Below are 23,720 nucleotides of genomic sequence, written 5' to 3'. Positions count from 1 at the left end.
GCTCGACATGTAGTTTGTATACAATTCAATTAAAACCTACATACACATGGATCACCGATCGTCGTCCCGCCTGTCTCTGGCGAGGCCTGCGTCCGTGGCCAGGAGCTAGCCGGAATGTCTACCAGTCTCTCCCCACATGCCGCACTGGATCTGCCCGCCTTATCGCCCGACTCTCCCGGCCTGGACACCCCTGCGGGAACCGTGGTTCTCAGCCCGCGCCTGCACAACCCGGACCTGGCACCGACACGGATCGCGGGCCGGCGCTGGGGTGGCTATAGCCTCTTCGCGTTGTGGACCAACGATGTACACAATATCGCCAACTACTCCTTTGCCATCGGCCTCTATGCGCTGGGCCTGGGTGGTTGGCAGATCCTGTTGTCGCTGGGGATCGGTGCGGCACTGGTGTACTTCTTCATGAACCTCTCCGGCTATATGGGGCAGAAGACCGGTGTGCCCTTTCCGGTGATGAGCCGCATCAGCTTCGGTATCCATGGCGCACAACTTCCCGCGCTGATCCGGGCGGTGATCGCCATTGCCTGGTTCGGCATCCAGACCTACCTCGCCTCGGTGGTGTTCCGGGTGCTGCTGACGGCCGTCCATCCCGGTTTCGCCGAGTATGACCACAACTCGATTCTCGGCCTGTCGACCCTCGGCTGGGCCTGCTTCGTGATCATCTGGTTCGTGCAACTGCTGATCCTCGCCTACGGCATGGAAACGGTCCGCCGCTACGAGGGGTTCGCCGGGCCGGTGATCCTCTGCACCGTCGCCGCCCTGGCCGCGTGGATGTATACCCAGGCCGGCGCGACCATCGCCTGGTCGATCCGCGAGCCGCTGAGCGGCGCCGAGATGTGGCGCAATATCTTTGCCGGCGGAGCCTTGTGGTTGTCGATCTACGGCACGCTGATCCTCAACTTCTGTGACTTCGCCCGCTCATCGCCGAGCCGCCGGACCATCCTGATCGGCAACTTCTGGGGCCTGCCGGTGAATATCCTGGTGTTCGCCAGCATCACCGTGCTGCTTTGCGGCGCACAGTTCCAGATCAACGGCCATGTGATCCAGAGCCCGACCGAAATCGTCGCCTCGATCCCCAATACATTTCTCCTGGTGCTCGGCTGCCTGGCCTTCCTGATCGTCACCGTGGCGGTGAACATCATGGCCAATTTCGTCGCGCCGGCCTTTGTCCTCAGCAACCTGGCCCCGCGACTCCTGACCTTCCGCCGTGCCGGGTTGATCAGCGCCGCGATTGCCGTGCTGATCCTGCCGTGGAACCTCTACAACAGCCCGTTGGTGATCGTCTACTTCCTGTCCGGGCTTGGCGCCCTGCTGGGGCCGTTGTACGGAGTGATCATGGTCGACTACTGGCTGCTGCGAAAAGGTCGGGTCAATGTGCCGGAACTCTACAGCGAAGACCCCAACGGTACTTACTACTACAGCCGCGGGGTCAACCTGCGGGCGGTGGCGGCGTTCATTCCGGCGGCGCTGATCGCCATTGTCCTCGCGCTGGTGCCGGGCTTCGCCAGTGTCTCGCCGTTTTCCTGGATGTTCGGCGCGGGGATCGCCGGCCTGCTCTACCTGATCATCGCCAAGCGCCAGGCGCACTACGCCGATGTCAGCGGCGAAGCCATCGCGGTCGACAACCTCAGCCATTGAAGAATCACGGCCCGCCCGGCGCGGGCAGTGCCCATTGCCGAAAAAAGGATTGCTGCATGCGGATTCTGATTGTCAACGTCAACACCACGACCTCGATCACCGAGGCCATTGCCCGCCAGGCCCAGGCCGTCGCCGCGCCGGGCACCGAAATCGTCGGCCTGACGCCGTACTTCGGCGCCGAGTCGGTGGAGGGCAATTTCGAAAGCTACCTGGCGGCCATTGCCGTGATGGACCGGGTGCTGTCCTACGACCAGCCCTATGACGCGGTGATCCAGGCCGGCTACGGCGAACACGGGCGTGAAGGCTTGCAGGAACTGCTCGATGTGCCGGTGGTGGACATCACCGAGGCCGGCGCCAGCACCGCGATGTTTCTCGGCCATGCCTATTCAGTGGTCACCACCCTGGACCGCACCGTGCCGCTGATCGAAGACCGGCTGAAGCTGGCCGGGCTCTACCAGCGTTGCGCCTCGGTACGGGCCAGCGGTCTCGCGGTGCTGGAACTGGAGGAAGACCCGCAACGGGCCGTGGACGCCATCGTCCGCCAGGCCGAACGGGCGGTACAGGACGACAAGGCGGAAGTGATCTGCCTCGGCTGCGGCGGCATGGCCGGCCTCGACGAACAGATTCGTCGGCGCACCGGCGTACCGGTGGTGGACGGCGTGACCGCGGCGGTGACCATTGCCGAATCCCTGGTGCGCCTGGGACTGTCGACGTCCAAGGTGCGTACCTATGCCACGCCACGGCCAAAACAGATCATCGGCTGGCCGCAGCACCTGCGGCGCTGATCCATAGGGTCAATGCCGGGCGTCGAAATGGGTTGCCCATTGCCGCTCGGCGAACTGTTCGATGATGAAGTCGACAAAGGCCCGGGTCTTGCCCGGCAGCAGTTTGTGTTCGGCGTAGTAGATCGAGATATTGCCATCGTCGACGTACCAGTCGGGCAGCACCCGCTGCAAGGTGCCGACCCGCAGCCAGGCCAGGGCGAACGGCATGCTCACCAGGGCGATGCCCAGGCTCTGGGCAGCCACCGCGCAGGCCGCTTCCGAGTCGCTCATGGTCATGCAGGCGGTCAGGTTCAACGGCTGGTGTTCCCCCTCGCGGCCGGTCAGTTGCCAGGTACGCACGCGACCGGTCTGGGGTGAGCGAATCAGGATGCCGGTGCAGCGGCGCAGGTCGTCCGGCGTGGTGATCGGCGCCTGTTGCGCCAGGTACTCGGCGGAAGCCACCAGGACCCGATGAGCCACCGTCAGCTTGCGCGCCACCACGCCCTGGGGCAGCTCGAAGCCGCCGCCAATCGCCGCATCGAAGCCCTGGCCGATCAGGTCCACCTGGCGGTTGTCGAAATTCCAGTCCGGACGAATATCCGGGAAGCGCCGCATGAACTCCCCCAGCAGAGGTACGATATAGAGCCGCCCGAATACCGTGCCCATGCTGACCTTGAGCGTGCCTGCCGGCCGCCCCTTGGCACTCGCCAGGTTGGCCACGGCATTCTGGATGGTATGCAGGCTGGCGCCGACTTCGCCGAGAAACAGCTGCCCGGCCTCGGTCAGCGTCAAGCTGCGGGTACTGCGCTGGAACAGGCGCACGCCCAGGCGCGCTTCGAGCTTGGCGACACTCTTGCCGACCGCCGCCGGGGTCAGGCTCAGGCGTCGCGCGGCCTCGGCAAAGCTGCCGACTTCGGCGCTGCGGACAAAGCATTCGATGCTGCTGAAGGTTTCCATGATCGCCATTCACAACTTCTGGTTTACACAGACTATAACAATTACCGTCTACTCAGGCAGTAATCCACAGTCGATACTCGCCTCCAACGACAAGGCAACTACCCTTTCCCCCTCACCGCCTTGAACTTTGGAGAACGACATGACCGACTACTCTCTCAACAGCAACCTCAACGGCAAAGTGGCCCTGATCCAGGGGGGCTCCCGTGGCATCGGTGCCGCCATCGTCAAGCGCCTGGCGGCACAAGGCGCCGCGGTGGCCTTCACCTACGTGAGTTCGGCGGCCAAGGCCGAAGAGTTGCAGGACAGCATTATCGCCGACGGCGGCAAGGCCCTGGCGATCAAGGCCGACAGCGCCGACGCCGCGGCGATCCGCCAGGCCGTGAACGGCACCGTCGAAGCCTTTGGCCGCCTGGATATCCTGGTCAACAATGCCGGCGTGCTGGCCATGGGACCACTGGAGGACTTCAGCCTGGAGGATTTCGACCGGACCCTGGCGATCAACGTGCGCAGCGTGTTTGTCGCGACCCAGGAAGCCGCACGGCACATGGGCGACGGCGGCCGGATCATCAGTATCGGCAGCACCAACGCCGAACGCATGCCGTTCGCCGGCGGCGCGGCCTACGCCATGAGCAAGTCGGCCCTGGTGGGGCTGACCAAGGGCCTGGCCCGCGATCTCGGCCCGCGTGGCATCACCGTCAACAACGTGCAACCAGGCCCGGTGGACACCGATATGAATCCGGCCAACAGCGAATTCGCCGACAGCCTGATCGGCTTGATGGCCAGCGGTCGTTATGGTCGCGTCGAAGAGATCGCCAGCTTTGTCGCCTACCTGGCGGGGCCGGAAGCCGGTTACATCACCGGGGCCAGCCTGACTATCGACGGCGGGTTCAGCGCCTGATTCGGCCTGATGCCTTGCGGGCTTGCCCGCGTGATCGTTCCCACGCTCCGCGTGGGGATGCCTATCAGGACGCTCCGCGTCCGCTTTGTGACGCAGAGCGTCACGGGCTGCATTCCTACGCGTGGGAACGATCGTCCGATCGTCAACCCGCCGCCTCCCGCTTGCTCAACGCCTGCTCCAGCAGCACCAGGAATGCCGCGGCGGCCGGCGTCGGTCGATGGGACCAGACCACATACAGATGCCGCGACGGCGCATCACACACCGGCACCGTCACCACCCCGCTGAAGCCCTCGGCGATCTTGCTGGGCACCAGCCCCAACGCCAGCCCACGTCGTACGAATTCCCCCACCAGCATCACGTTGCCCGCCTCGAACTGCACCCGATGGCGCAGTCCCGCCGCGGCAAAGGCCTCATCGGTCTGCCGGCGGCCAGCGGTCCCGGCCTGGAAATCCACCAGCGGCTGATCCTCCAGTTGCGCCAGCGGCAAACGCTCCCACTTCGTCAGAGGGTGACCGGGCGGCAGCACCGCGACCAACTCCTCCTCGGCCAGCAGGCGCATCGCCAGCCCCTCGATCTTTTCTCCCGGCCAGAGTCCGACAAAGGCCAGGTCCAGGCGACGCTCGCGCACATCAGCCATCAGCAGTTCGCTCTTGCTCATGTTCAGGTGAATATCCACCTGTGGATAAAGCCCGTGGAAACGCGCCAGCAACTCCACCAGGTCGACTTCGGTCAGCGACGAAATCTTGCCGATGGACAAGCTGCCGCGCACCTCCCCGGAAACCGCCGCGACTTCGGCGACGATCCGCCGCGTCGCCTCCAGCGCAGGCCGGGCACTGCGCACAAAGGCCTCGCCGGCAGCGGTCAGCCGGACCTTGCGCGAACTGCGCTCGAACAGCGGCGTGCCCAGGTATTCCTCCAGGCGCGCGATCTGATGACTGAGGGCCGACTGGACGATATGGCAGCGCTCCGCCGCCCGGGTAAAGCTGCCTTCGTCCGCTACCGCCAGGGCGTACTCGATCTGTTTCAGGTTCACCGCGTGTATCTCGTTTCAAGATGGATGAGATGAAAACAATGCATTGGTGTCATGTTAAGACATTCCCAATACTTCGCACATCGATACCCCACAACGAGACAGGCAATGTCCGACGCCCACACCAACACCCAACCTTTAAGCACTGCCCTGATCCTGCTGATGGCCACCGCCACCGGCCTTGCCGTAGCGAGCAACTACTACGCCCAGCCGCTGCTGCACACCATCGCCCAACAACTGGGCCTGAACATGGCGACCGCCGGGACCATCGTCATCACCGCCCAACTGAGCTACGGCGCCGGGCTGTTGCTGCTGGTGCCTTTGGGCGACCTGTTCGAACAGCGCCGGCTGATCGTGGTCATGACCCTGCTCAGTGCCCTCGGCCTGCTGATCAGCGCCTTCGCCCCCGGTCTGCCCTGGCTGCTGCTGGGTACCGCGCTGACCGGGCTGTTCTCGGTGGTGGCCCAGGTCCTGGTGCCGATGGCCGCCAGCCTGACGCCACCGGAACAACGCGGGCGGGTGGTAGGGACGCTGATGAGCGGGCTGCTGCTGGGTATCCTGCTGGCACGCACGGCGGCCGGGGCACTGTCGTCGTTCGGCGACTGGCGGGCGATCTATCTGCTGGCCGCCGGACTGATGTTCGCCTGCGCCTTCGCCCTGTTCCGTGCCTTGCCACAGCACCGGCAGAATGCCGGACTGAGTTACCCGGCGCTGCTCGGCTCGGTGTTCCGCCTGTTTGTCGAGGAGCCGGTGCTGCGCCTGCGGGCGGTACTCGGCCTGTTGACCTTCTGCCTGTTCGCGCTGTTCTGGACGCCGCTGGCGTTTCTCCTGGCCAATCCTCCATACAACTATTCCGATGCGGTGATCGGCCTGTTCGGCCTGGCCGGGGCCGTCGGCGCGATGGCCGCCAACCTCGCCGGGCGCATGGCGGATCGCGGCAAGGGCGAGTTCGCCACCAGCATCGGATTGCTGGCGTTGCTGCTGTCCTGGTTGCCGCTGGGCTTTGCCGGGCATTCGCTGGTGGCACTGTTGATCGGCGTGCTGGTGCTCGACTTCGCCGTGCAACTGGTGCATGTGAGTAATCAGAACGCGGTGTTCAAGGTCCGGCCAACGGCGCGCAACCGCCTCAATGCAGGCTATATCACCTGCTATTTCATCGGCGGTGCACTAGGTTCACTGCTGGGCGCGCAGTTGTTCGGGCCATTTGGCTGGAACGGGATAGTCGTCGCCGGTGGCCTGATTTCCGCGCTGGCGCTGGGAATCTGGGCCATGGTGCAGCGGCGCCTGGGGATAACAGTGTCGGCCTGATCGGGCATACCTGGGCCGACTTCTTCGCGGGCAAGCCCGCTCCCACAGTGTTCGAGTTGAAACGAAGGTTTGTGCCTGACTCGAAACTTGTGGGAGCGGGCTTGCCCGCGAAGAGGCCCGCAAAGACAACACGGCACCCCGCGTCTAGCGCAGTTCCCAGTCGATCGCCGGCAAGCCCATGGGCTCCAGGGCGAAGTGCTTGAGCGAGGTCACGATCCGGTCGGCGTGGTGGTATTTCTCCGCCGCCATCGCCGGGTCGGGCACCGCCACTGCGTACATACCGGCGGCCTTGGCCGCGGTCACGCCGAACGGCGAATCCTCGAACACCAGGCAATCCCCGGGCGCGACACCCAGGCGACTGGCCGCCAGCAGGAAGATATCCGGCGCCGGCTTGGCCTGGCCCACCTGCGGATCGTCGGCGGTGACAATGGTATCGAACAACGCGAACCACTCGCGGTGCAGGGTGGTCTTGAGCTCGAACGATCCCCGCGACGAACTGGTGCCCACGGCAATCGGGATATTGTGGGCCGACAGGTGCCGCACCAGTGCCTCGGCGCCGGACATGGAACCGGCCTTGGGAAACCGCTCGCGCATCAGCGGCTCGCGCACCGCCAGGAACTCTTCTGCGCTGATCGGCAGTTCCATGGCCTCCACCACATACTGCGCCAGGTCGCCGGCGCCGCGCCCGATGATGTTCTGCTTGTGACTCCAGTCGAAGGTCCGGCCGTAACGCCCGACGATCATCTGCGTCACTTCGGAATAGATGCCCTCGGTGTCGAGCAGCAAGCCATCCATATCGAAAATCACGGCCTTTATCGGGCCCGGGGAAGAGGCTTTCCAGGAAGAGTCTGCAGCAGTCATCGCATCCGATCCGTATACAAGGAGGTTGAGGTCAGGGCGGCTCAGGTGCGGCCAGCGAAGTGCTAGCCTCGCAGAGCCGCGCGATTCTTTCCATCGTTGAATGAACTCGCTAGCATGACCGCAGCTTTTTTCCGGGTCGCAGCGCAGCCTGCAAGACGGGGCGCCAGACCATCGCACCACACAGAGACTCCAGCATGATCCCCAAAGAATCCCGCAGCGAGGTCGCCCTCGCCAAGTTCCTCGACGCTCATCCGCACCTGCGCGAAGAGACCCAGGGCCTGAGCCCGACGGAACAGCAGCAGCAATTCCAGTGGGCCTTCGACGACGAAGCCGAGAACCAGGGCATCGAGCCCTGGGAACTGACCCTGCAACTGGTTGCCGAGAGCCCGCAAGAACTGCAGGCCATGCGCCTGGAGGTCCACCGTGAAGTGGCCGAGGCGCTGGGCATGGACTGGGACGAATACTGCTCGTTCAACGATATCGTCGAAGACTGAGCCCGCGGATTCAAACGCGCAGCTTGAACACACTGTCGATTTCCACCTGGATGCCCATCGGCAGGCGACCTGCCGTTCGTCGATTGCCCGGCACCAACGCCAGGCCAGTAGCGCCCAATATCAGGTAAGGACTCTCAAACAAGGAGACTCACCATGATTTCGTCGAAACTTGCGAGGCTCGCATTGGCCGGCCTGCTGTCATCGGTGTCCCTGGCCAGCTTCGCCGCAGAACCCACCACGGGCCCGACCAACCCGGTCCAGGAACCGAAGCCACCGCAGCTTCCAGGTGGCATCAATCCCGACAATGACAGCGTGATCAAGAATGGCGCCCTGCCCCCCGGCAGCAGCGGTATCGATCCACGCAACCAGGGTAACGACACCGGTCGCCAGGGCGGCATGAATACCGATGGCAATGGGCCCATCGGCAACGACACCGCCCCCGGCTCAAACAAGGGCCTGGGCGACAGCAAGGGTGACAATATCAAATAGCCACCTCTCAAATAGCTACTCCTCAAGTAGCCCCTGGCGGCGGCGCGGCGATGCGCCGTCGCCTTTCTTGCAACGAGCAGAAGGAGTCTTCAGATGCCACGGGCAAGCAAAGCCAAATACACCGCCGCACAGAAACGCAAGGCGGCGCATATCGAGTCCAGCTACGAGGCCAGGGGCTTGCCCCAGGAAGAGGCCGAAGCGCGGGCGTGGGCGACCGTCAACAAACAGTCCGGAGGTGGCGAGCGCGCTGGCGGCTCCGGCCAGCACAAAGCTCCCGCCGCCAAGGCGAAAGCCCGTTCGGACTCGTCAAAACGCGCAGCAGCCACGCGCAAGGGTTACCCGCGCGACAGCCAGGCTTCATTGCAGACCCAGAGCAAAGCCAGCCTGCTGCAGGAAGCCCGGACCCGCAACATTGCCGGGCGCTCGACGATGCGCAAGCAGCAGTTGATCGAAGCCTTGCAGAAAGCCGGCTGACCCTCCGCGCGCTTCAGGCGGGCGCTTAGCCCGCCATCCTGCGGCCCGAAAGCGCCTGGTTGGCCGACAGTTCGGAGCGCAACTGGCCCATCAGGTTGGAGATCGCCCTGGCGCTGGTCAACGCGCGGCTGGAGATCCCCGTCACCAGCAAATCCACCTTGCCCGTTTGCGAATCGAAGACCTTGACCGTCAGCGATGAGTCAGGGCCCACCGTGCATTGGCAACGCAGGGGCAGGAACCCGAGCTCGATGATATTGCGTAGTTCGAGAATGGAAATCACGTCGACATATCCCTGATAGAGGTGATGGAACAAAGGCGGAACAGACAAGCAATCATTGCTTGTGAGTGAGCCTAGCAGGCCGCAATCGCCTGCAAGGGTTTTGTCCCGCTTCGCCGGCAAAAACAGTGTTTCCAAACTCGACAAATAATCTTGTGCCCGTCTTCGCGAGAGCTTCTATTCTGCTGAATAATTCCCCCTGTCGATCTGGAGACTCTGCAATGGAAACACTGAGCAAGTCGGAAATCGAGGCCGAGCTGGCCTCCCGGTTGCCCAGCTACAAAGTCGAATGCACGCTGCATTCGGACGGCACGCTGTCGGCGATTCTCAGTGGCCCGAATGCCGATCACTTTGCCGTGACCGGCATCGTCCGGGCCGACTACAAGGGCCGTGAATCCCTGGCACGGCTGGCCCGGGAAATCCTCGAAGAGATGGTGCTGTCCCGCCAGGGCAGCAAGACCAGCCGATTGCAGACGCTGCAGAACGCGTCCGGTCAATCGCCCTTGTGATGGCTCATCTCAAGCTTCCTGGCCATATCCAGATGCATCTCCAGCTTGGGCAGGGTCTGCTGGGCAAACGCCTTCAGCTCGGGTGACTGCGACTGACGGGCCTCGTCCTCGAACAGCTTGATCACCTGTTCATGGGACTTGATCTGGTTGGCCACATACGCCACATCGAAGGACTCCCCTTCCTGCACTTGCAACATCAGCTTCCTGGCCCGGTCCATGATCTGCGCATCGGAAGCCATGGGCAGGTTGTGCCGGGTGGCGATGGCCTTCAGGTCGCGGTTGGCGTCGGTGTGATCCTTGATCATTTCCACGGCGTAGCTGTTGATGTCCGTGGCGGTGGTTTTCTGGATCGCCAGGCGGCTGGTTTCGATCTCGGCGATTCCCGCCGCCGAAGCATTGTCGACAAACTCGGCGGGGGTTCCCGCCAGTGCATGCGTGGTAAGACTGGCGCTCAGGATCAGGCTGAAAAACATCGGGCGTAGTCGTGGGGCCTTGCGGCTCATGGCTGTCCTCCTGCCGGGAAAAAATCTGTCCTCTACAGGAATGGGAATGGCCTGGGCGGCAAAGGTTTAGAAAAACCGCGTCGGGACCGACGAACGGAACCTTGTCGGCCTGACCGGGCATGCCATCAGTGCCTGAACAACAAGCAAAAAAAAGCCCGCGGGAGAGCGGGCTAAGGGAAGCTTTTGAACGAGCGAGGGCACTATATAGGCGGGGTGAAAAGCTCACAGTGAAAGAATTTTCATCTTCGCTCCGACTTGCTCCGGATCAGTATTCGCCGCACTTGAATCGGTGTATCCCGAAATGAGCATCAGAGAGTCATTTTCATCAGTTGGATATCTACACAATTGCACAAGTCTTCATGAGGATGTTTCGCGAAAATCGCTTATACAGGGCCCATATCCAGCGGACCTTCAGCCATGGCGCCTCCAAGGTTTCTATTGACCTATCCCCCTTCGCCCAAGCACTTCGTGCTGTTGGACCAGAACGGTATCTGCCTGGGTTTCAAGAGCTGCCGGACCCCGCCCGTGCACGGCAACTGGGTGTGTGTCAGTGAGATTCGCCTGTGCTGGCTGCACCAACCGCTTCCCGCTGACGTCCGAAAAGACGCGGCGCAAACCCATGGCAGTTTGATCACCCCTTGAGGTGTCGCCCCCTGAACAGCTACTGCCCGCTCAAACCATGCAGGGTGCAGTACTGCGACCACTCCATCCCGGCCATCTCCGCCACTTCCCTGTGCACCTCGAGTCGTCGGGTCTCGAACTCTTCGGTACTGTTGCTGGTCAGTTGCAAGGTCAGCTCCCAGGCAAACAACCCCTGGCGCTCAGCCTCGGCTTCGAAGGCTTCGTGCAGGCGCTCTTCGCGATAGCGTTGCAGGCTCTCGCCCCTGGCCTGGGCGGCCAGCGGATTGAGATGATCGAGGGTTTCACGCACGGTCGGATGTGCGACCAGGAAGCGCTCAAGGGCCAGTTCGTACTGCTGGGGATGCTGTTCGGGTGAGGGCAACGGAAAACTCCAGAGTCGGGTGTATTCAAATACGCGGCTTCGCAGACACGGTAGAACACCCGTTACATTAGTTATTACTTACAAAGACAAAGTGATATTTCCGTATCATGCCTGCACGATTTACCACATCCAATAAGGAACGGGAATGTTGTGGGTGGTCATGCTCGGGGGCAAACATCCCCGGGCCAGAATCGAAGTGCACGACGTGACGTTCGTACGGGCCGACAGTCTTGAGGCGACTTATACGCAACTGCGCCAGGACTGGTTCGGCAGCCAGGCGGGCTTGCATATCGACGCCTGGATGCGGGTCGACGGCGTCGAGCGGTGGAAGGTCGGGTTCAGTGACCTGGCCCCGTCACCCGGCTCACCGCGACTGTTCTTCATCAACTTCGGCGGCTATGAAACGCAGGTTTTTGGCGAAGCCCATCGCTATCTGCTGGTAGTCGCCGAAAATCTCGCGCAAGCCAGGACCAAGGCCAAACAGCTGATGTTCCGCGGCTGGCAACAACCCCACACCGATGCAGTGCTCGATATCGACGACTGCCTGCCGATCGACCAGGTTGGCGGGCGTTATATCGAGCTGGTGGAAGCACCTCACGGCGGTATCGTCCAGGACAATGACTACATTGTCCTGCCCTGAGTCAGCGATAGCTCAGTGATCATTCGACCCGTGAATGGTGATTAGCGCTGTCCTGCCCTTCTGCTACGGTCGATGGATTGGCTACGGGAGTACGCAGGATGAATGCATTCGAACAGCACAGTGTGCCGGTCAACGGGATCGAGTTGAGTGTGCACGTGGCCGGACCGCCCGACGGCCAGCCGGTCTGGCTGCTGCATGGTTTCCCCGAGTGCTGGTACTCCTGGCGCAAGCAGGTGCCAGCGCTGGTCGCGGCCGGCTACCGGGTATTCGTGCCGGAGATGCGCGGCTATGGCCGCAGCAGCGCGCCGGAAGATGTCGCGGCCTATGACCTGCTGACCCTCTGCGGCGATATCCAGGGGGCCATGGAGGTGTTCGGCCATAAACAGGTCGCCATGGTCGGGCATGACTGGGGCGCCCCGGTGGCCTGGCACCTGGCGCTGCTGGAACCGCAACGGATCAAGGCCCTGGTGACGCTATCGGTGCCATTCGCCGGCCGCGCCAAGCGCCCGGCCATCGAAGGCATGCGCGAAGTGTTTGCCGATCGTTTCAACTATATTCTCTATTTTCAGCAGCCGGGCGTCGCGGAACAGGAACTCGATGCGGATATCGAGCGGACCCTGCGGGCTTTCATGGGTGACACCGACGTGTTCCTGCAAGCCAAGGCGGCCGATGCCAAACTGTTCGACGGCGTAAGCGTGCCGCCAGCCCTGCCGGACTGGTGTACTGAAGAAGACTTCGAGCCCTATCGCCGGACCTTCGCCGACAAAGGCTTTCGCGGTGCCTTGAACTGGTACCGCAATTTCGAGCGCAACTGGCAGCGAACCGAGTTCCTGGCCGGCGCCCAGGTGCAACAACCGACGCTGTTCCTGATCGGCGACCGTGATCCGGTGGGGGCGCTGGAAGCCCATACCCTCAAACGCATGCCGGGTGTGGTGCCCAACCTGGAGCAGCAGGTGCTGAAGGATTGCGGGCACTGGATACAAAACGAAAAACCCGACGAGGTGAATGCGGTGATGCTGGAGTTTTTTCGGCGGGTTTATCGCGCAGGGAATTCAGGTACTCTCGATAGCAACGCTACTGAGTAGTACGCTGACCACTCAGAAATCGCCAGGACTTTGATGGCGACAAAGGCAATCCCCGCCCCTACGGCACCGACCACCCACTGACGATGCCGGATCGAAGCTAATCCAATGCCCCGCTCAGCACCTCGTAGATGATGCCGCTTGCAATGGCGACCAGGATCAAATCCGTCCCGGCCTGCTGCCACTCATAACCGTCATAGTGAGGCAGACGCCCCAACAGTCGACCATCGAGCTTTTTCGCGATACCGGGAGGAAGAGGCTTTCCGCGCGCCAGGTTCTTCTGGATGCCCGGCGGCAACGCCGGCCCCGGACGCCAGTAGTCGCGGTACCCGCCCAACACGCCGAGAACGACGCCATGATCGACACTCGGCCCTTGCGCCCAGTTACCGTCCGCTGACTTCTTGCCCTTGCCGTGGCCGCCCTGATTACCGGGGCCCTGATAGTCCTGCGAATTCCCTTTGCCATTTCCCTGGCCTTTGCCGTTGCCCGGATCGGCCAACGCCGTAACGGAGCCGGTCACCAGAGCGAGACAGGCAAACACAGCAATAAACGAACGCGACTTGAACATTATCCGTTCCTCGAAAACGGGAGGCCCCGTTTAAATGTAGACGGTACCCGCCAAAGAAGTTCCACAACCGCCCTCTGTCCATACCCACGTTCAGAATTGACGCCCGCACTGGAACCTTGCCAGATCCCATATATGCTCACGATGGAGCAGTCCTCCCGAAGCCATTCGGGACACCCGGGCACATGGAGGTCGCTCTGCGACGACGCGGTTCGGCAGTTTTTTCCGCCAGCAGAGGAATTCCATGAGCACCGTCAAAGACCACCTCAAACTGGGCAAGGACGCACGCAAGCACTGCCCGCGCAGTTCCCAAGCCACGCCGGGACAGGTCAAGCGCGACCCCATTCCGTTGATCGAAGCGTCCAGTGCCGGCCGGGTCGAATCCCTGGTGGCGCTGCGCTACGGACGCATGCTGGTCTCGCCCTTCACCTTTTATCGCGGCAACGCGATGCTGCAAGCCCACGACCTCGCCGGTACCCCGGACATGGGCCTGCAATCGATCATCTGCGGCGATTGCCACCTGATGAACTTCGGTGGTTTCGCCACCCCGGAGCGCAACCTGCTGTTCAGCGTCAATGACTTCGACGAAGTCCATCCCGGTCCCTGGGAATGGGACCTCAAGCGCCTGGTGGCGAGCTTCGTGGTCGCCGCCCGCGACCTGCGCCACGGCCCGGCTGTCGAAGAAGAACTCTGTCGCCAGGTGGTCGGCGCCTACCAGAGGGCCATGGCCGCCTGCGCCGAACACAGCGCGCTGGATATCTGGTACGAATCCATCACCTACGAAGACCTGCTGGAGCAGGCGCGCGGCAACAGCACCCTGGAACATGTGCAGCGGGCCATCGACAAGGCCGAGCGCCGCACCCACGCCGAGCTCCTGCCGAAGATCTGCGAGCGTGACCCGAATGGCCGGTTGCTGATCCGCGACGACCTGCCGGAAATCTTTCACCTGCACGAAACCACCACCCTGCTCGACCCCGACGATGACTGGATGCGTCTGCAGGACTGGCGACCGCTGTACGACACCTTCATGCGCGACTATCGCGGCACCTTGCAAGCCGATCGCCGCGACCTGCTGGCACGCTTCGAAGCCCAGGACCTGGCGTTCAAGGTGGTAGGCGTGGGCAGTGTCGGCACCCGCTGCCTGGTGGCCCTGTTGACCGACACCCAGGAGCGCCCGCTGTTTCTGCAATTCAAGGAGGCCAAGCGTTCGGTGCTCGCCGACTACGTGCGTGGCAAGTCCCGCCCCCGGCACAACGGCCAGCGGGTGGTGGAAGGGCAAAGGTTGATGCAATCGGCCAGCGACCTGTTTCTCGGCTGGACCACCGGCCCCAACGGCCGGCACTTCTATGTCCGCCAGTTGCGTGACATGAAGATCTCCGCGGAACTGGAAACCTTCGACGCCGAAACCTTCGCCGCCTATGGACGCATCTGCGGCCGCGCCCTGGCCCAGGCCCACGCCAAATCATCCGGCCAGGCGGCGCTGATCAGCGGCTATATCGGCAAGAGCGAAACCCTGGCCGAAGCCCTGTTCAAATACGCCCAGACCTATGCGACACAGAATGAACGGGACTTCGAACACTTCCAGCAGGCCTGCCGCAAGGGGCGCTTGCAGGCGCGCTCGGAGGCGGATTTTGCTGCGGATCATTTGCCTTGAGGATCACAAACATGCAACTTTGGCGACAACTCTAAATCACGTCACTCAACAATGCGTGACAGGCAGACATCGAAATTACAGTTTGCCGAATGGCATTACTCTTCTGCTGCCGGCGGCCACAGCTGCGCCGCATGCAGGATCCGGACGACGGTTACCGCACGAGAATCCTCGACATAAATCACCAGGTAATTGGAGCGCACAACCATTTCCCGCGTTCCAGCCACGCGCCCTGCGCGAAAAAGTTTCGGATGCTCTGGCAGCTTTGCCGCTTGGGCCTCAATGTCGTCTTTCAACCGTTGAGCAGCGTCGGGATTGTCGTCGGAAATGTAGTCGACAATCGCCAGCAGGTCGGCACGGGCGACCTGCAACCATTCAAGAACGGGCACGACGCTTTCTGTCGATCAGCGCTTGCGCTTCGTCCATAACCTGCTGATGCGGGACAGGTGGTCGCGTATCGTCCAGTGCTTCCTGCACCTTCGCACGGAACCATACGTCATAGGCTTCGGGGTCGGCTGTCAAACCGACGGGCAAACCACCTTCCTTTGCCACACGAGTCAGCAGAATACGGACTGCATCCGAAACGGTCAGGCCGAAACTGGCGAGTTTTTCCGTTGCGTCAGCTTTGAGCTTATCGTCCACACGGACATGTAGCATCGAGGTTTGGGCCATGTCGAATTCTCCTGTTTAACGGTTCCGACTATGCATCTCAATTGAGATACACGCAACCCCCGCAGGTCCGCAAGGTTTCGACAAAATCCAGTAACTTCTCCCACAGCGATTAGACCCTATTCCCTCTTGCCCAACCGCGCATCCCGCAGTAAGGTTCAGTCATCGCTGCACATCAGCGATACAGGATTGGCGTCCTGTGAATACGAGGCGACCCACTTACTCAACTAGGCGGACACCTCAATATGACCGAACATTTCGAACCAACCCGATTCCCCCGTCACGATCGTTTCCTCCATGCCCTGATGCTTGAGTCACAAGCCTGGTTCAGCGCGCTCGACCTGGGTCGCCTGATGGGACTGCATCTGGACGAACGTCTTACCCGCAAGCTCGACAGTGACCAGCACCGTTTGCTCCTGTTGAACTACCACGCGAAGATCCAGAAAACCCTGATGATCAGCGAGTCGGGGGTGTACGCACTGATGGTTTATCACCACATCCCTGAAAACCAGCATTTGCGGCGATGGCTGACTCATGAAGTCATTCCCACATTACGCAACCTTTCAACCTCCGCAGCAGAGCAAGGCCCTGCCCTCAGTTCGTTGCAGTGGGCAGGGCGTTCGGTCAGCCTGCTGCATTGGCAGAACGAGCCCTGGGTAAAATGGCGGGATATGCCGGTGCTGATGCAACCGGTGGAACAGGCTTCGGTTCAATCGTCGAGCTGAGCATTTCGGCAGGTGAAAGCCGTATCACTGCATGAATGGGAGTGGTACGGCCACCTCACACGCGCCGTTGGGGATCCGCGCCTCATTAAAATCAGATTTGGACATGATTCGCGACGGATCGCTAACGCACTACCGCGCATGACGGTGTAGTATTTTGTACTACACACCACTACATTGAGGTTCCCATGTCCGTTATGTCCCTACGTCTCCCCGACGAGATGGCTGAGACCCTCGCCAACCTGGCAAAAGCTACTGGCCGTAGTAAATCCTTCCTCGCCATCGATGCCCTACGGGACTACCTGGCCCGTGAAGCCTGGCAAATCGCCGAAATTCAGCGCGCTATAGAAGAGGCTGATGCGGGAGACTTCGCCACGGACGAGGAAGTTGAAGCCACCTTCCGAAAATGGGGTGCCGATGCGCGTTGAATGGCTGAAAACCGCACTCAGGAATCTGGATGACGCAGCCGCCTATATCGCGCAAGACAATCCACAAGCAGCTCAGGCCTTCATGCTTGAGGTGCGCGCCAGCGTCCAACGGCTAGCGCAGTTTCCCGCTATGGGCCATGAAGGACGAATTCCAGGAACACGAGAATGGCCTCTTCCCGACCTGCCTTATCTGATTCCATACCGTATTCGTAACGGTCGTCTACAAGTGCTGCGCGTCTTCCATACTCGGCGACTACCGCCTGACCAGTGGTAATATTAGATCAGAGCAAATGAAGCGTAGGCCATAAGGCGACCACAGGCCCAGGAACCTCCGTCCCCCCATATCTCTCTTTTCCATACGCCAAAAACCACAAACCCCCGACTTTCTCTAGGAAAATCAGGGGTTTGTGTTTGCAGAATGTGGCGGTGAAGGAGAGATTCGAACTCTCGATACAGTTTCCTGTATACACACTTTCCAGGCGTGCTCCTTAAGCCACTCGGACACTTCACCGTATCTCGTCAAACCGATTCAGTCTGTCGAGGCGCGCTAATGTAGTCGAAAGCTTTTCCAATGGCAAAGGTTTTTTTCAGAATTTTCATGCGCTTAAGTCGGGTAGCCGACCTGGCGCCATCACCCCGCCCGGCCGTCAGGGCAAACCCGCCAATCTCCGGCCCGGCCCGGCGCCTTGCATAAAGGCAGCGCAGGCAGCTGGCAAAGCCCACAGCCACGGTCGCGGCGGCAAAAGCCTGACTCACCAGTCAGTCACGGCGCTTTACCTCACCCCTGCGGCTGGGTAACGTCTGTGCCACTTCTTTATAAGGAATTACGTCATGAGTGAATTGATCTCCTACCACCTCGAAGACGGTATCGCGACCCTGACCTTGAGCAATGGCAAGGTCAATGCCATTTCCCCGGACGTGATTGCCGCCTTCAACACCGCCCTGGACCAGGCCACCAGCGACCGCGCGGTGGTGATCATTACCGGCCAGCCGGGCATTCTCTCCGGCGGCTACGATCTGAAAGTGATGACCGCCGGCCCCAAGGAAGCCGTCAGCCTGGTGACCGCCGGTTCCACCCTCGCCCGTCGCCTGTTGTCCCACCCGTTCCCGGTGATCGTCGCCTGTCCCGGCCACGCCGTGGCCAAGGGCGCCTTCCTGCTGCTGTCGGCCGACTACCGCATCGGTGTCGACGGGCCGTTCAGCATCGGCCTGAATGAAGTGCAGATCGGCATGACCATGCACCACGCCGGGATCGAGATCGCCCGTGATCGGCTGCGGCGCTCGGCCTTCCATCGCTCGGTGATCAATGGCGAGATGTTCAACCCGCAAGACGCGGTGGACGCCGGTTTCCTCGACAAGGTGGTTGCGCCGGAGGAGCTGCAGGAGGCCGCCCTGAATGCCGCCCGGCAGTTGAAGAAGATCAATATGAATGCCCACAAGAACACCAAGCTGAAAGTGCGCAAGGCGCTGCTGGAAACCCTGGACCACGCGATCATTCTCGATCAGGACCACATGGGCTGATCCTCAAGCCCCTCGTTTGTAGAAGAGCCCGACCTTGAGTCGGGCTTTTTCCTACAGGCACGTTCGTACCCACCGTAACCGCTCTAGACCGCGCCTGACACCCAGCCAGGAAACATGCGCTAAAACATCGCCTATCTCCGGCCTCTATCCACCTAATTGCCGAAAACAGTGCACATCCGTACACTGCGCCACCTTTTGTCCTGGCGGGCCCGTTAGATGCTGTTTCTGTTGCGTATGTTATTGATGGGGCTGCATTTTATCGTCGCCGGCATTATCGGTGTGATGCTCGGGCTGTGTCGCCCGTTCAATCCGGATAACAGCCGGCTGTGCGCCCGCCTCTATGCCTGGCCGGCCATGTGCATTCTGCGCCTACGGGTCAAGGCCGAAGTCGGGCCACTGATGGACAAGCCGCAAAGCTGCGTGATCATTGCCAACCACCAGTCCAACTACGACCTGTTCGTGTTCGGCAATGTGGTGCCACGCCGTACGGTGTGCATCGGCAAGAAAAGCCTGAAGTGGGTGCCGTTGTTCGGCCAGTTGTTCTGGCTGGCGGGCAATGTGCTGATCGATCGCGGCAATGCCTGCAAGGCGCGCCAGTCGATGCTGACCACCACCGAGACCCTGCAACACAAGGACACCTCGATCTGGGTCTTTCCCGAAGGCACCCGCAATCTTGGCGAAGACCTGCTGCCGTTCAAGAAAGGCGCCTTCCAGATGGCAATCGCCGCCGGCGTGCCCATCGTGCCAGTGTGCGTCAGCAGCTATATCCGGCATATGCGCCTGAACCGCTGGCACGGTGGCAAGGTGATGATCCGCTCGCTGCCGGCGATCCCCACCGCCGGGCTGACCCTGGACGATATGCCGATGCTGATCGCCCAGTGCCGGGAACAGATGCGCGACTGTATCGCGGCGATGGATCGGCAGTTGCAAACGGCCTGATCGCTCACCTTCCAGGCCATCGCGGCTCCCTCCCGAAGGTACCGTGCACCGCAACATGAAAGTTGCGGTTTTTCCACGAACTCCCGTTGTTTTGCCGACTCTGAAGAGCCTGGGCAGGCTAAGCTGCAGCCTGTCTTTCCCCTTTTAAAAGAAGAAGATCAGCCTTATGGGTAGAGTCGTTGCCGCGGCGGTTTACAGTGCCGGTAGAAAGGTCACCAATATCACCCTCGACGAGGGCGCCGCCTGGGCGGCGAAACCCGATCACTTTGTCTGGATCGGCCTGGAAGAGCCCAATGCCCAGGAGCTCGCCAACCTGCAGAAACAGTTCAACCTGCATGAACTGGCCATTGAAGATGCCCTGGAAAAACACAGTCGACCGAAGCTGGAAACCTTCGGCGATGCGCTGTTTATCGTCACCTACTCGCCGATTCGCCACGAGGGCAAGCTGGAGTTCATCGAGACCCATATCTTTGCCGGCAACGGCTATATCATCACCTGCCGCAACGGTCATTCGAAGTCCTATGCCCACGTGCGCCAGCGTTGCGAAGCACGCCCGTTGCTGCTGGAACATGGCGAGGATTTCGTGCTCTATGCCCTGCTGGACTTCGTCACCGAGAGCTATCAACCGGTCAGCGAAGCCATCCACGGCGAAATCGACGAGCTGGAAAAGAACGTGCTCAGCAGTTCGTTGAACGAGACGGATATCCAGCGTATCCACCACTTGCGCCGCGATGTGTTGCGCCTGCGCCGCTACGTGGCACCGATGGTGGAGATCAGCGAGGAAGTCTCGCGCCTGGACTTCCCGTTTATCGACAAGAACATGCGTCCGTATTTCCGCGACGTGCAGATCCATGTGACGCGGCAGATGGAGGATCTGGCGACCCTGCGCGATATCGCCAGCCAGACCATCGAGGTCGGCGTGCTGCTGGAGGCCGCCCGGCAGAGCATCGTGCAGCGCAAGTTCGCTGCCTGGGCGGCGATCCTGGCGTTTCCGACGGCAGTGGCGGGGATCTACGGGATGAACTTCCAGAATATGCCGGAGCTGAGCTGGCATTACGGCTATTTTGCCGTGCTGGGTTTTATCTCGGTGGGCTGCGTGGGGTTGTGGGCCAGCTTCAAGAAGTCCGGCTGGTTGTAGACCCAACACTGCCGATAGATCGCTCCCACACTGTGGGAGCGGGCTTGCCCGCGAAGCTTTTGAAGCGGACGCGGAGCGTCCAGCGAGTCATTCCCACGCGGAGCGTGGGAACGATCAGGTATCGTGTGCGACAGCAGGTCAGGCCGATGTGGCCTGCGGCTTGTGGGCGACGAAACGCATCATCCACTCCGCCACCGTGGTGCCATGGTGGTCGTGCTCCAGGCTGGCGATGCCCTTGGAGTAGATCTGTTCGCCAAGGTTCTGCTGGCGAATGTCCAGCAGGGCCCGTGAATAGTCGTGGATAAACTCCGGATGCCCCTGGAAGCACAGTACCTGGTCGTTGATGTGGTACGCGGCGAACGGGCAGAAATCGCTGCTGGCGATCACCGTGGCGTTTTCCGGCAGTGCGGTGACCTGGTCCTGGTGGCTGATCAGCAGCGTCAGCTCTTCCATCACCGGGCTCATCCAAGGCGCCTTGGCGGCCATCTTGTATTGATGGGTACCGACGCCCCAACCCTGGCTCGCGCGCTCGGTCTTGCCACCCAGCAGCAACGCCAGCAGTTGGTGGCCGAAGCAGATGCCCAGCAGTTTGTCGCCACGCTGGTAACGGTCGAGCAGATAGGTCTTGAGGGTCTGGATCCAAGGGTCGCTGCCGAAGGAGTCGGCCTTGCTGCCGGTCACCAGGTAGGCGTCGAACGTCAGCTCGTCACTCGGGTAGACGCCCTGCATCACGTTGTAGACGGTGAACTCGGCAGCAATCGGCTGACGGGAGAACAGACGCTCGAACATCTGCCCGTAGCCCTGATATTGATCGACCAGTTCCGGACGCAGGACATCGGTTTCCAGAATGCAGATGCGTAACGACATAAAAGTACCTGACACAAAAGACAATAGAGTAAGGCCTGAGCCTGCCTTGAAACAGTCGTTCAAGGCAAGCACAGAACGCGCCATTGTCAGGCCAGATTCAGCCAGGACCGCACTCGGCGGCTCAAAACCGTTCACTCCTGGCGGCCTTGTCCAGCAACAACGCCGGCGGCGCGAAACGCTCGCCGTACTGCTCCGCCAGGTAGCGGGCGCGGGCGATAAAGTCCTGCAGACCGTACTGGTTGATGAACTGCAGCGCCCCGCCACTCCAGGCGGCAAAGCCGATGCCGAAGATCGAACCGATATTGGCATCCGCCGTCGAGTGCAACACGCCCTCCTCCAGACAGCGCACGGTTTCCAGGGCCTGCACGAAAAGCAGGCGGTCGCGGACATCCTGGGGCGCGATCTGCCGTCCCGGTTGCTCGAAGCGATTCTTCAGCTCCGGCCACAAGTGTTTCTGCGCGCCCGCCGGGTAGTCGTAGAAGCCAGCGCCGGCAGCCTTGCCGGGGCGCTTGTACTCCAGCAACAGGTCGATCACCGCAAACGCCAGATGCCGCGGCATGGCCTTGCCTTCGGCTTGCAGGTCCCTGGCGGTCTGCTGGCGGATATGACTCATCAGGCTCAGCGACACTTCGTCGGAAATCGCCAGCGGCCCCACCGGCATGCCGGCCTTGCGCGCCTCGGTTTCGATCATCGGCGCCGAGATGCCTTCGCCGAGCATGGCAATACCTTCGTTGGTAAAGGTGCCGAACACCCGAGACGTGAAAAAGCCCCGGCTGTCGTTGACCACAATCGGTGTCTTGCGGATCTGCAGGACAAAGTCGAAGCCACGGGCCAGGGTTTCGTCGCTGGTCCGCGCGCCCCTGATGATTTCCACCAGTGGCATCTTCTCCACCGGACTGAAGAAGTGCAGGCCGATGAACTTGTCCTGCTGCGGGACGGCCGTGGCCAGGCCGGTGATGGGCAGGGTCGAGGTGTTGGAGGCGATCACCGCGGCGTCGCCGACGATACGCTGCGCGGCGGCCGAGACCCTGGCCTTGAGGTCACGGTCCTCGAACACCGCTTCGATGATCAGGTCGCAGCCGGCCAGGTCACTGTCCTGCTCGGCCGGCCGGATACGCGCGAGGATGACATCACGCTGTTCGTCGGTCAGTTGGCCACGGGCAATCTTCTTGTCCAGCAACGCGGCCGAGTGGGCCTTGCCCTTCTCGGCCGCGGCCAGGCTGATGTCCTTGAGCACCACCTCGATCCCGGCCATAGCGCTGACATGGGCGATGCCGGCCCCCATCATGCCGGCGCCGAGCACGCCGACCTTGCGCGTGGTGCAGGGAGCAAAGCCCTTGGGCCGCGAACCGCCGGCGTTGATCTCGTTGAGCTGGAACCAGAAGGTGCCGATCATGTTCTTCGCCACCTGGCCGGTGGTCAGTTCGGTGAAGTAGCGGGTCTCGATCAGGTGCGCGGTAGCGAAATCGACCTGTGCGCCCTCTACCGCCGCACAGAGGATCTTCTCCGGCGCCGGGAAGCAACCCTGGGTCTTGCCGCGCAGGATCGACGGAGCGATGGCGAGCATCTGCGCCACCTTCGGATCGGCCGGCGTGCCGCCCGGCAGGCGATAACCCGGCAGATCCCAGGGCTGCCTGGCCTCCGGGTGGGCGAGGATCCAGGCCCGGGCCTTGCCCAGCATATCGTCGACGTCGCTCGCCAACTCCCCGATCAAACCGGCCTGCAGCGCTTGCCGCGCCGAGACCTTCTTGCCTTCGAGCAGGTACGGCAAGGCCTTTTCCAGACCGAGCAGGCGCACCATGCGCACCACCCCGCCGCCGCCCGGCAGCAGGCCGAGGGTCACTTCCGGCAAGCCCAGTTGCACGGCCGGGTGATCGAGGGCGATGCGATGCTGGCAGGCCAGGCAGATCTCCCAGCCACCGCCCAGCGCCGCGCCGTTGATCGCCGCGACCACCGGCCGCTCCAGGGTTTCCAGGGCACGCAACTGCGCCTTCAGTTCGAGCACGCCGTCGTGGAAGGTCGGCGCATCGGCCGGCGTGACCTTGATCAGTTCATTGAGGTCGCCGCCGGCAAAGAAGGTCGGCTTGGCCGAAGTGATGATCACCCCGGCCAGCTCATCGCGCTCGGCCTGCAGGCGCGCCACGCAGGCGGCCATGGCCTCGCGGTACGCCGCATTCATGGTGTTGGCCGTCTGGCCGGGCATGTCCAGGGTCAGCACGACAATCCGGTCGGCACCCTTTTCGTAACGAATGGCATCAGTCATGGCAGGTTTCCCGAGCGG

The 23,720-nt window shown here is 61.9% G+C and carries 29 protein-coding genes and 1 tRNA gene; 17 read left to right on the top strand and 13 right to left on the bottom strand.

The features are described 5' to 3' along the window. Nucleotides 1–114: 114 nt before the first annotated feature. Nucleotides 115–1,650: an NCS1 family nucleobase:cation symporter-1 gene (locus HX851_RS35605; protein WP_177057426.1), complete on the top strand. Its 1,536-nt coding sequence runs from the start codon at nucleotides 115–117 to the stop codon at nucleotides 1,648–1,650. 56 nt (nucleotides 1,651–1,706) lie between these two features. Continuing rightward, nucleotides 1,707–2,435: an aspartate/glutamate racemase family protein gene (locus HX851_RS35600; RefSeq protein ID WP_177057427.1), complete on the top strand. Its 729-nt coding sequence runs from the start codon at nucleotides 1,707–1,709 to the stop codon at nucleotides 2,433–2,435. 9 nt (nucleotides 2,436–2,444) lie between these two features. On the opposite strand, the gene HX851_RS35595 is transcribed toward HX851_RS35600, so the two are convergent. Next, nucleotides 2,445–3,371 carry a LysR family transcriptional regulator gene (locus HX851_RS35595; RefSeq protein WP_177057695.1) on the bottom strand — a complete coding sequence of 309 codons (927 nt, stop codon included), beginning with the start codon at nucleotides 3,369–3,371 and terminating at the stop codon, nucleotides 2,445–2,447. Between the two features lie 139 nt (nucleotides 3,372–3,510). Between HX851_RS35595 and HX851_RS35590 the strand changes: the two genes are divergently transcribed. Continuing rightward, complete coding sequence (locus tag HX851_RS35590) at nucleotides 3,511–4,269, top strand: 3-oxoacyl-ACP reductase family protein (RefSeq protein ID WP_177057428.1); 759 nt, start codon at nucleotides 3,511–3,513, stop codon at nucleotides 4,267–4,269. Nucleotides 4,270–4,411: 142 nt separating this feature from the next. Here the strand turns inward: HX851_RS35590 and HX851_RS35585 are convergent, their stop codons facing one another. Then, complete coding sequence (locus HX851_RS35585) at nucleotides 4,412–5,302, bottom strand: LysR family transcriptional regulator (protein WP_177057429.1); 891 nt, start codon at nucleotides 5,300–5,302, stop codon at nucleotides 4,412–4,414. A 105-nt stretch (nucleotides 5,303–5,407) separates the two neighbouring features. On the opposite strand from HX851_RS35585, the gene HX851_RS35580 reads away from it, so the two are divergent. Next, complete coding sequence (locus HX851_RS35580) at nucleotides 5,408–6,607, top strand: MFS transporter (protein ID WP_177057430.1); 1,200 nt, start codon at nucleotides 5,408–5,410, stop codon at nucleotides 6,605–6,607. Nucleotides 6,608–6,751: 144 nt separating this feature from the next. Here HX851_RS35580 and HX851_RS35575 read toward each other — a convergent pair whose 3' ends face one another. After that, a complete protein-coding gene (locus tag HX851_RS35575; RefSeq protein WP_177064291.1) occupies nucleotides 6,752–7,468 on the bottom strand; it encodes an HAD-IA family hydrolase in 717 nt (238 codons plus the stop codon). 194 nt (nucleotides 7,469–7,662) lie between these two features. Between HX851_RS35575 and HX851_RS35570 the strand changes: the two genes are divergently transcribed. After that, the gene (locus tag HX851_RS35570) at nucleotides 7,663–7,962 is read left to right on the top strand and encodes a DUF6388 family protein (protein ID WP_177057432.1); all 300 of its coding nucleotides are present in this window, start codon (nucleotides 7,663–7,665) and stop codon (nucleotides 7,960–7,962) included. A gap of 10 nt (nucleotides 7,963–7,972) precedes the next feature. Here HX851_RS35570 and HX851_RS35565 read toward each other — a convergent pair whose 3' ends face one another. Beyond that, complete coding sequence (locus HX851_RS35565) at nucleotides 7,973–8,104, bottom strand: hypothetical protein (RefSeq protein ID WP_256262382.1); 132 nt, start codon at nucleotides 8,102–8,104, stop codon at nucleotides 7,973–7,975. 11 nt (nucleotides 8,105–8,115) lie between these two features. Between HX851_RS35565 and HX851_RS35560 the strand changes: the two genes are divergently transcribed. Together HX851_RS35560 and HX851_RS35555 are read left to right on the top strand one after the other, a co-directional pair. Beyond that, nucleotides 8,116–8,451 (top strand): hypothetical protein, encoded by a 336-nt coding sequence (locus tag HX851_RS35560; protein WP_177057433.1) that lies wholly within the window; start codon nucleotides 8,116–8,118, stop codon nucleotides 8,449–8,451. Nucleotides 8,452–8,544: 93 nt separating this feature from the next. Then, nucleotides 8,545–8,925, top strand: coding sequence for a Rho termination factor N-terminal domain-containing protein (locus HX851_RS35555; protein ID WP_177057434.1), 381 nt, complete (start codon nucleotides 8,545–8,547; stop codon nucleotides 8,923–8,925). A gap of 25 nt (nucleotides 8,926–8,950) precedes the next feature. Here the strand turns inward: HX851_RS35555 and HX851_RS35550 are convergent, their stop codons facing one another. Further along, a complete protein-coding gene (locus tag HX851_RS35550) occupies nucleotides 8,951–9,205 on the bottom strand; it encodes a DUF1652 domain-containing protein (protein WP_177057696.1) in 255 nt (84 codons plus the stop codon). Between the two features lie 218 nt (nucleotides 9,206–9,423). Between HX851_RS35550 and HX851_RS35545 the strand changes: the two genes are divergently transcribed. Further along, the gene (locus tag HX851_RS35545; protein WP_177057435.1) at nucleotides 9,424–9,711 is read left to right on the top strand and encodes a hypothetical protein; all 288 of its coding nucleotides are present in this window, start codon (nucleotides 9,424–9,426) and stop codon (nucleotides 9,709–9,711) included. Here HX851_RS35545 and HX851_RS35540 read toward each other — a convergent pair. Beyond that, a complete protein-coding gene (locus HX851_RS35540) occupies nucleotides 9,696–10,214 on the bottom strand; it encodes a DUF4142 domain-containing protein (protein WP_177057436.1) in 519 nt (172 codons plus the stop codon). The two genes, HX851_RS35545 and HX851_RS35540, sit on opposite strands and share 16 nt — an antisense overlap. A 661-nt stretch (nucleotides 10,215–10,875) precedes the next feature. Beyond that, the gene (locus tag HX851_RS35530; RefSeq protein WP_177057437.1) at nucleotides 10,876–11,217 is read right to left on the bottom strand and encodes a DUF6388 family protein; all 342 of its coding nucleotides are present in this window, start codon (nucleotides 11,215–11,217) and stop codon (nucleotides 10,876–10,878) included. 145 nt (nucleotides 11,218–11,362) lie between these two features. Between HX851_RS35530 and HX851_RS35525 the strand changes: the two genes are divergently transcribed. Beyond that, complete coding sequence (locus HX851_RS35525; RefSeq protein WP_177064290.1) at nucleotides 11,363–11,857, top strand: DUF1543 domain-containing protein; 495 nt, start codon at nucleotides 11,363–11,365, stop codon at nucleotides 11,855–11,857. Nucleotides 11,858–11,955: 98 nt separating this feature from the next. Then, nucleotides 11,956–12,942: an alpha/beta fold hydrolase gene (locus HX851_RS35520; RefSeq protein WP_177064289.1), complete on the top strand. Its 987-nt coding sequence runs from the start codon at nucleotides 11,956–11,958 to the stop codon at nucleotides 12,940–12,942. Nucleotides 12,943–13,039: 97 nt separating this feature from the next. Here the strand turns inward: HX851_RS35520 and HX851_RS35515 are convergent, their stop codons facing one another. Then, nucleotides 13,040–13,507, bottom strand: coding sequence for an anti-virulence regulator CigR family protein (locus HX851_RS35515; protein WP_177057440.1), 468 nt, complete (start codon nucleotides 13,505–13,507; stop codon nucleotides 13,040–13,042). Between the two features lie 241 nt (nucleotides 13,508–13,748). On the opposite strand from HX851_RS35515, the gene HX851_RS35510 reads away from it, so the two are divergent. Continuing rightward, nucleotides 13,749–15,158: a DUF2252 domain-containing protein gene (locus tag HX851_RS35510; protein ID WP_177064288.1), complete on the top strand. Its 1,410-nt coding sequence runs from the start codon at nucleotides 13,749–13,751 to the stop codon at nucleotides 15,156–15,158. Between the two features lie 95 nt (nucleotides 15,159–15,253). On the opposite strand, the gene HX851_RS35505 is transcribed toward HX851_RS35510, so the two are convergent. Together HX851_RS35505 and relB are read right to left on the bottom strand one after the other, a co-directional pair. Beyond that, nucleotides 15,254–15,544, bottom strand: a complete 291-nt coding sequence (locus HX851_RS35505) for a type II toxin-antitoxin system RelE/ParE family toxin (protein WP_177057442.1) — start codon at nucleotides 15,542–15,544, stop codon at nucleotides 15,254–15,256. Next, nucleotides 15,531–15,827, bottom strand: a complete 297-nt coding sequence (gene relB / locus HX851_RS35500; RefSeq protein ID WP_177057443.1) for a type II toxin-antitoxin system RelB family antitoxin — start codon at nucleotides 15,825–15,827, stop codon at nucleotides 15,531–15,533. Before relB ends, HX851_RS35505 begins: the two co-directional genes overlap by 14 nt. A 242-nt stretch (nucleotides 15,828–16,069) precedes the next feature. On the opposite strand from relB, the gene HX851_RS35495 reads away from it, so the two are divergent. The 3 genes from HX851_RS35495 to HX851_RS35485 all read left to right on the top strand — a co-directional run bounded on the left by HX851_RS35495 (nucleotide 16,070) and on the right by HX851_RS35485 (nucleotide 17,248). After that, nucleotides 16,070–16,549, top strand: coding sequence for a BRO-N domain-containing protein (locus HX851_RS35495; protein WP_177064287.1), 480 nt, complete (start codon nucleotides 16,070–16,072; stop codon nucleotides 16,547–16,549). Nucleotides 16,550–16,734: 185 nt separating this feature from the next. After that, nucleotides 16,735–16,974, top strand: coding sequence for a CopG family ribbon-helix-helix protein (locus HX851_RS35490; RefSeq protein ID WP_177057445.1), 240 nt, complete (start codon nucleotides 16,735–16,737; stop codon nucleotides 16,972–16,974). Beyond that, nucleotides 16,964–17,248, top strand: a complete 285-nt coding sequence (locus HX851_RS35485) for a type II toxin-antitoxin system RelE/ParE family toxin (protein ID WP_177064286.1) — start codon at nucleotides 16,964–16,966, stop codon at nucleotides 17,246–17,248. Before HX851_RS35490 ends, HX851_RS35485 begins: the two co-directional genes overlap by 11 nt. A 147-nt stretch (nucleotides 17,249–17,395) precedes the next feature. On the opposite strand, the gene HX851_RS35480 is transcribed toward HX851_RS35485, so the two are convergent. Next, nucleotides 17,396–17,485: transfer RNA gene (locus HX851_RS35480), tRNA-Ser, on the bottom strand. Between the two features lie 320 nt (nucleotides 17,486–17,805). On the opposite strand from HX851_RS35480, the gene HX851_RS35475 reads away from it, so the two are divergent. The 3 genes from HX851_RS35475 (at nucleotide 17,806) to HX851_RS35465 (ending at nucleotide 20,572) form a co-directional block, all read left to right on the top strand. Then, the gene (locus tag HX851_RS35475) at nucleotides 17,806–18,495 is read left to right on the top strand and encodes a crotonase/enoyl-CoA hydratase family protein (protein WP_177057459.1); all 690 of its coding nucleotides are present in this window, start codon (nucleotides 17,806–17,808) and stop codon (nucleotides 18,493–18,495) included. 216 nt (nucleotides 18,496–18,711) lie between these two features. Next, nucleotides 18,712–19,434: a lysophospholipid acyltransferase family protein gene (locus HX851_RS35470; protein ID WP_177057460.1), complete on the top strand. Its 723-nt coding sequence runs from the start codon at nucleotides 18,712–18,714 to the stop codon at nucleotides 19,432–19,434. Nucleotides 19,435–19,600: 166 nt separating this feature from the next. Continuing rightward, on the top strand, nucleotides 19,601–20,572 hold the full coding sequence (locus tag HX851_RS35465) for a magnesium and cobalt transport protein CorA (RefSeq protein WP_177057461.1): 972 nt from the start codon (nucleotides 19,601–19,603) through the stop codon (nucleotides 20,570–20,572). A 138-nt stretch (nucleotides 20,573–20,710) separates the two neighbouring features. Here HX851_RS35465 and HX851_RS35460 read toward each other — a convergent pair whose 3' ends face one another. Together HX851_RS35460 and HX851_RS35455 are read right to left on the bottom strand one after the other, a co-directional pair. Then, nucleotides 20,711–21,439, bottom strand: coding sequence for an amidotransferase (locus HX851_RS35460; protein ID WP_177057462.1), 729 nt, complete (start codon nucleotides 21,437–21,439; stop codon nucleotides 20,711–20,713). Nucleotides 21,440–21,560: 121 nt separating this feature from the next. Beyond that, complete coding sequence (locus HX851_RS35455) at nucleotides 21,561–23,702, bottom strand: 3-hydroxyacyl-CoA dehydrogenase NAD-binding domain-containing protein (RefSeq protein WP_177064285.1); 2,142 nt, start codon at nucleotides 23,700–23,702, stop codon at nucleotides 21,561–21,563. Between the last annotated feature and the right edge of the window lie 18 nt (nucleotides 23,703–23,720).

Origin of the sequence: Pseudomonas gingeri (genome assembly GCF_013385635.1) — a bacterium.
Classification (GTDB): Bacteria; Pseudomonadota; Gammaproteobacteria; order Pseudomonadales; family Pseudomonadaceae; genus Aquipseudomonas; species Aquipseudomonas gingeri_A.
The sequence above is the reverse complement of the archived record's forward strand: the minus strand, read 5'-3'. Positions and strand labels throughout refer to the sequence as shown.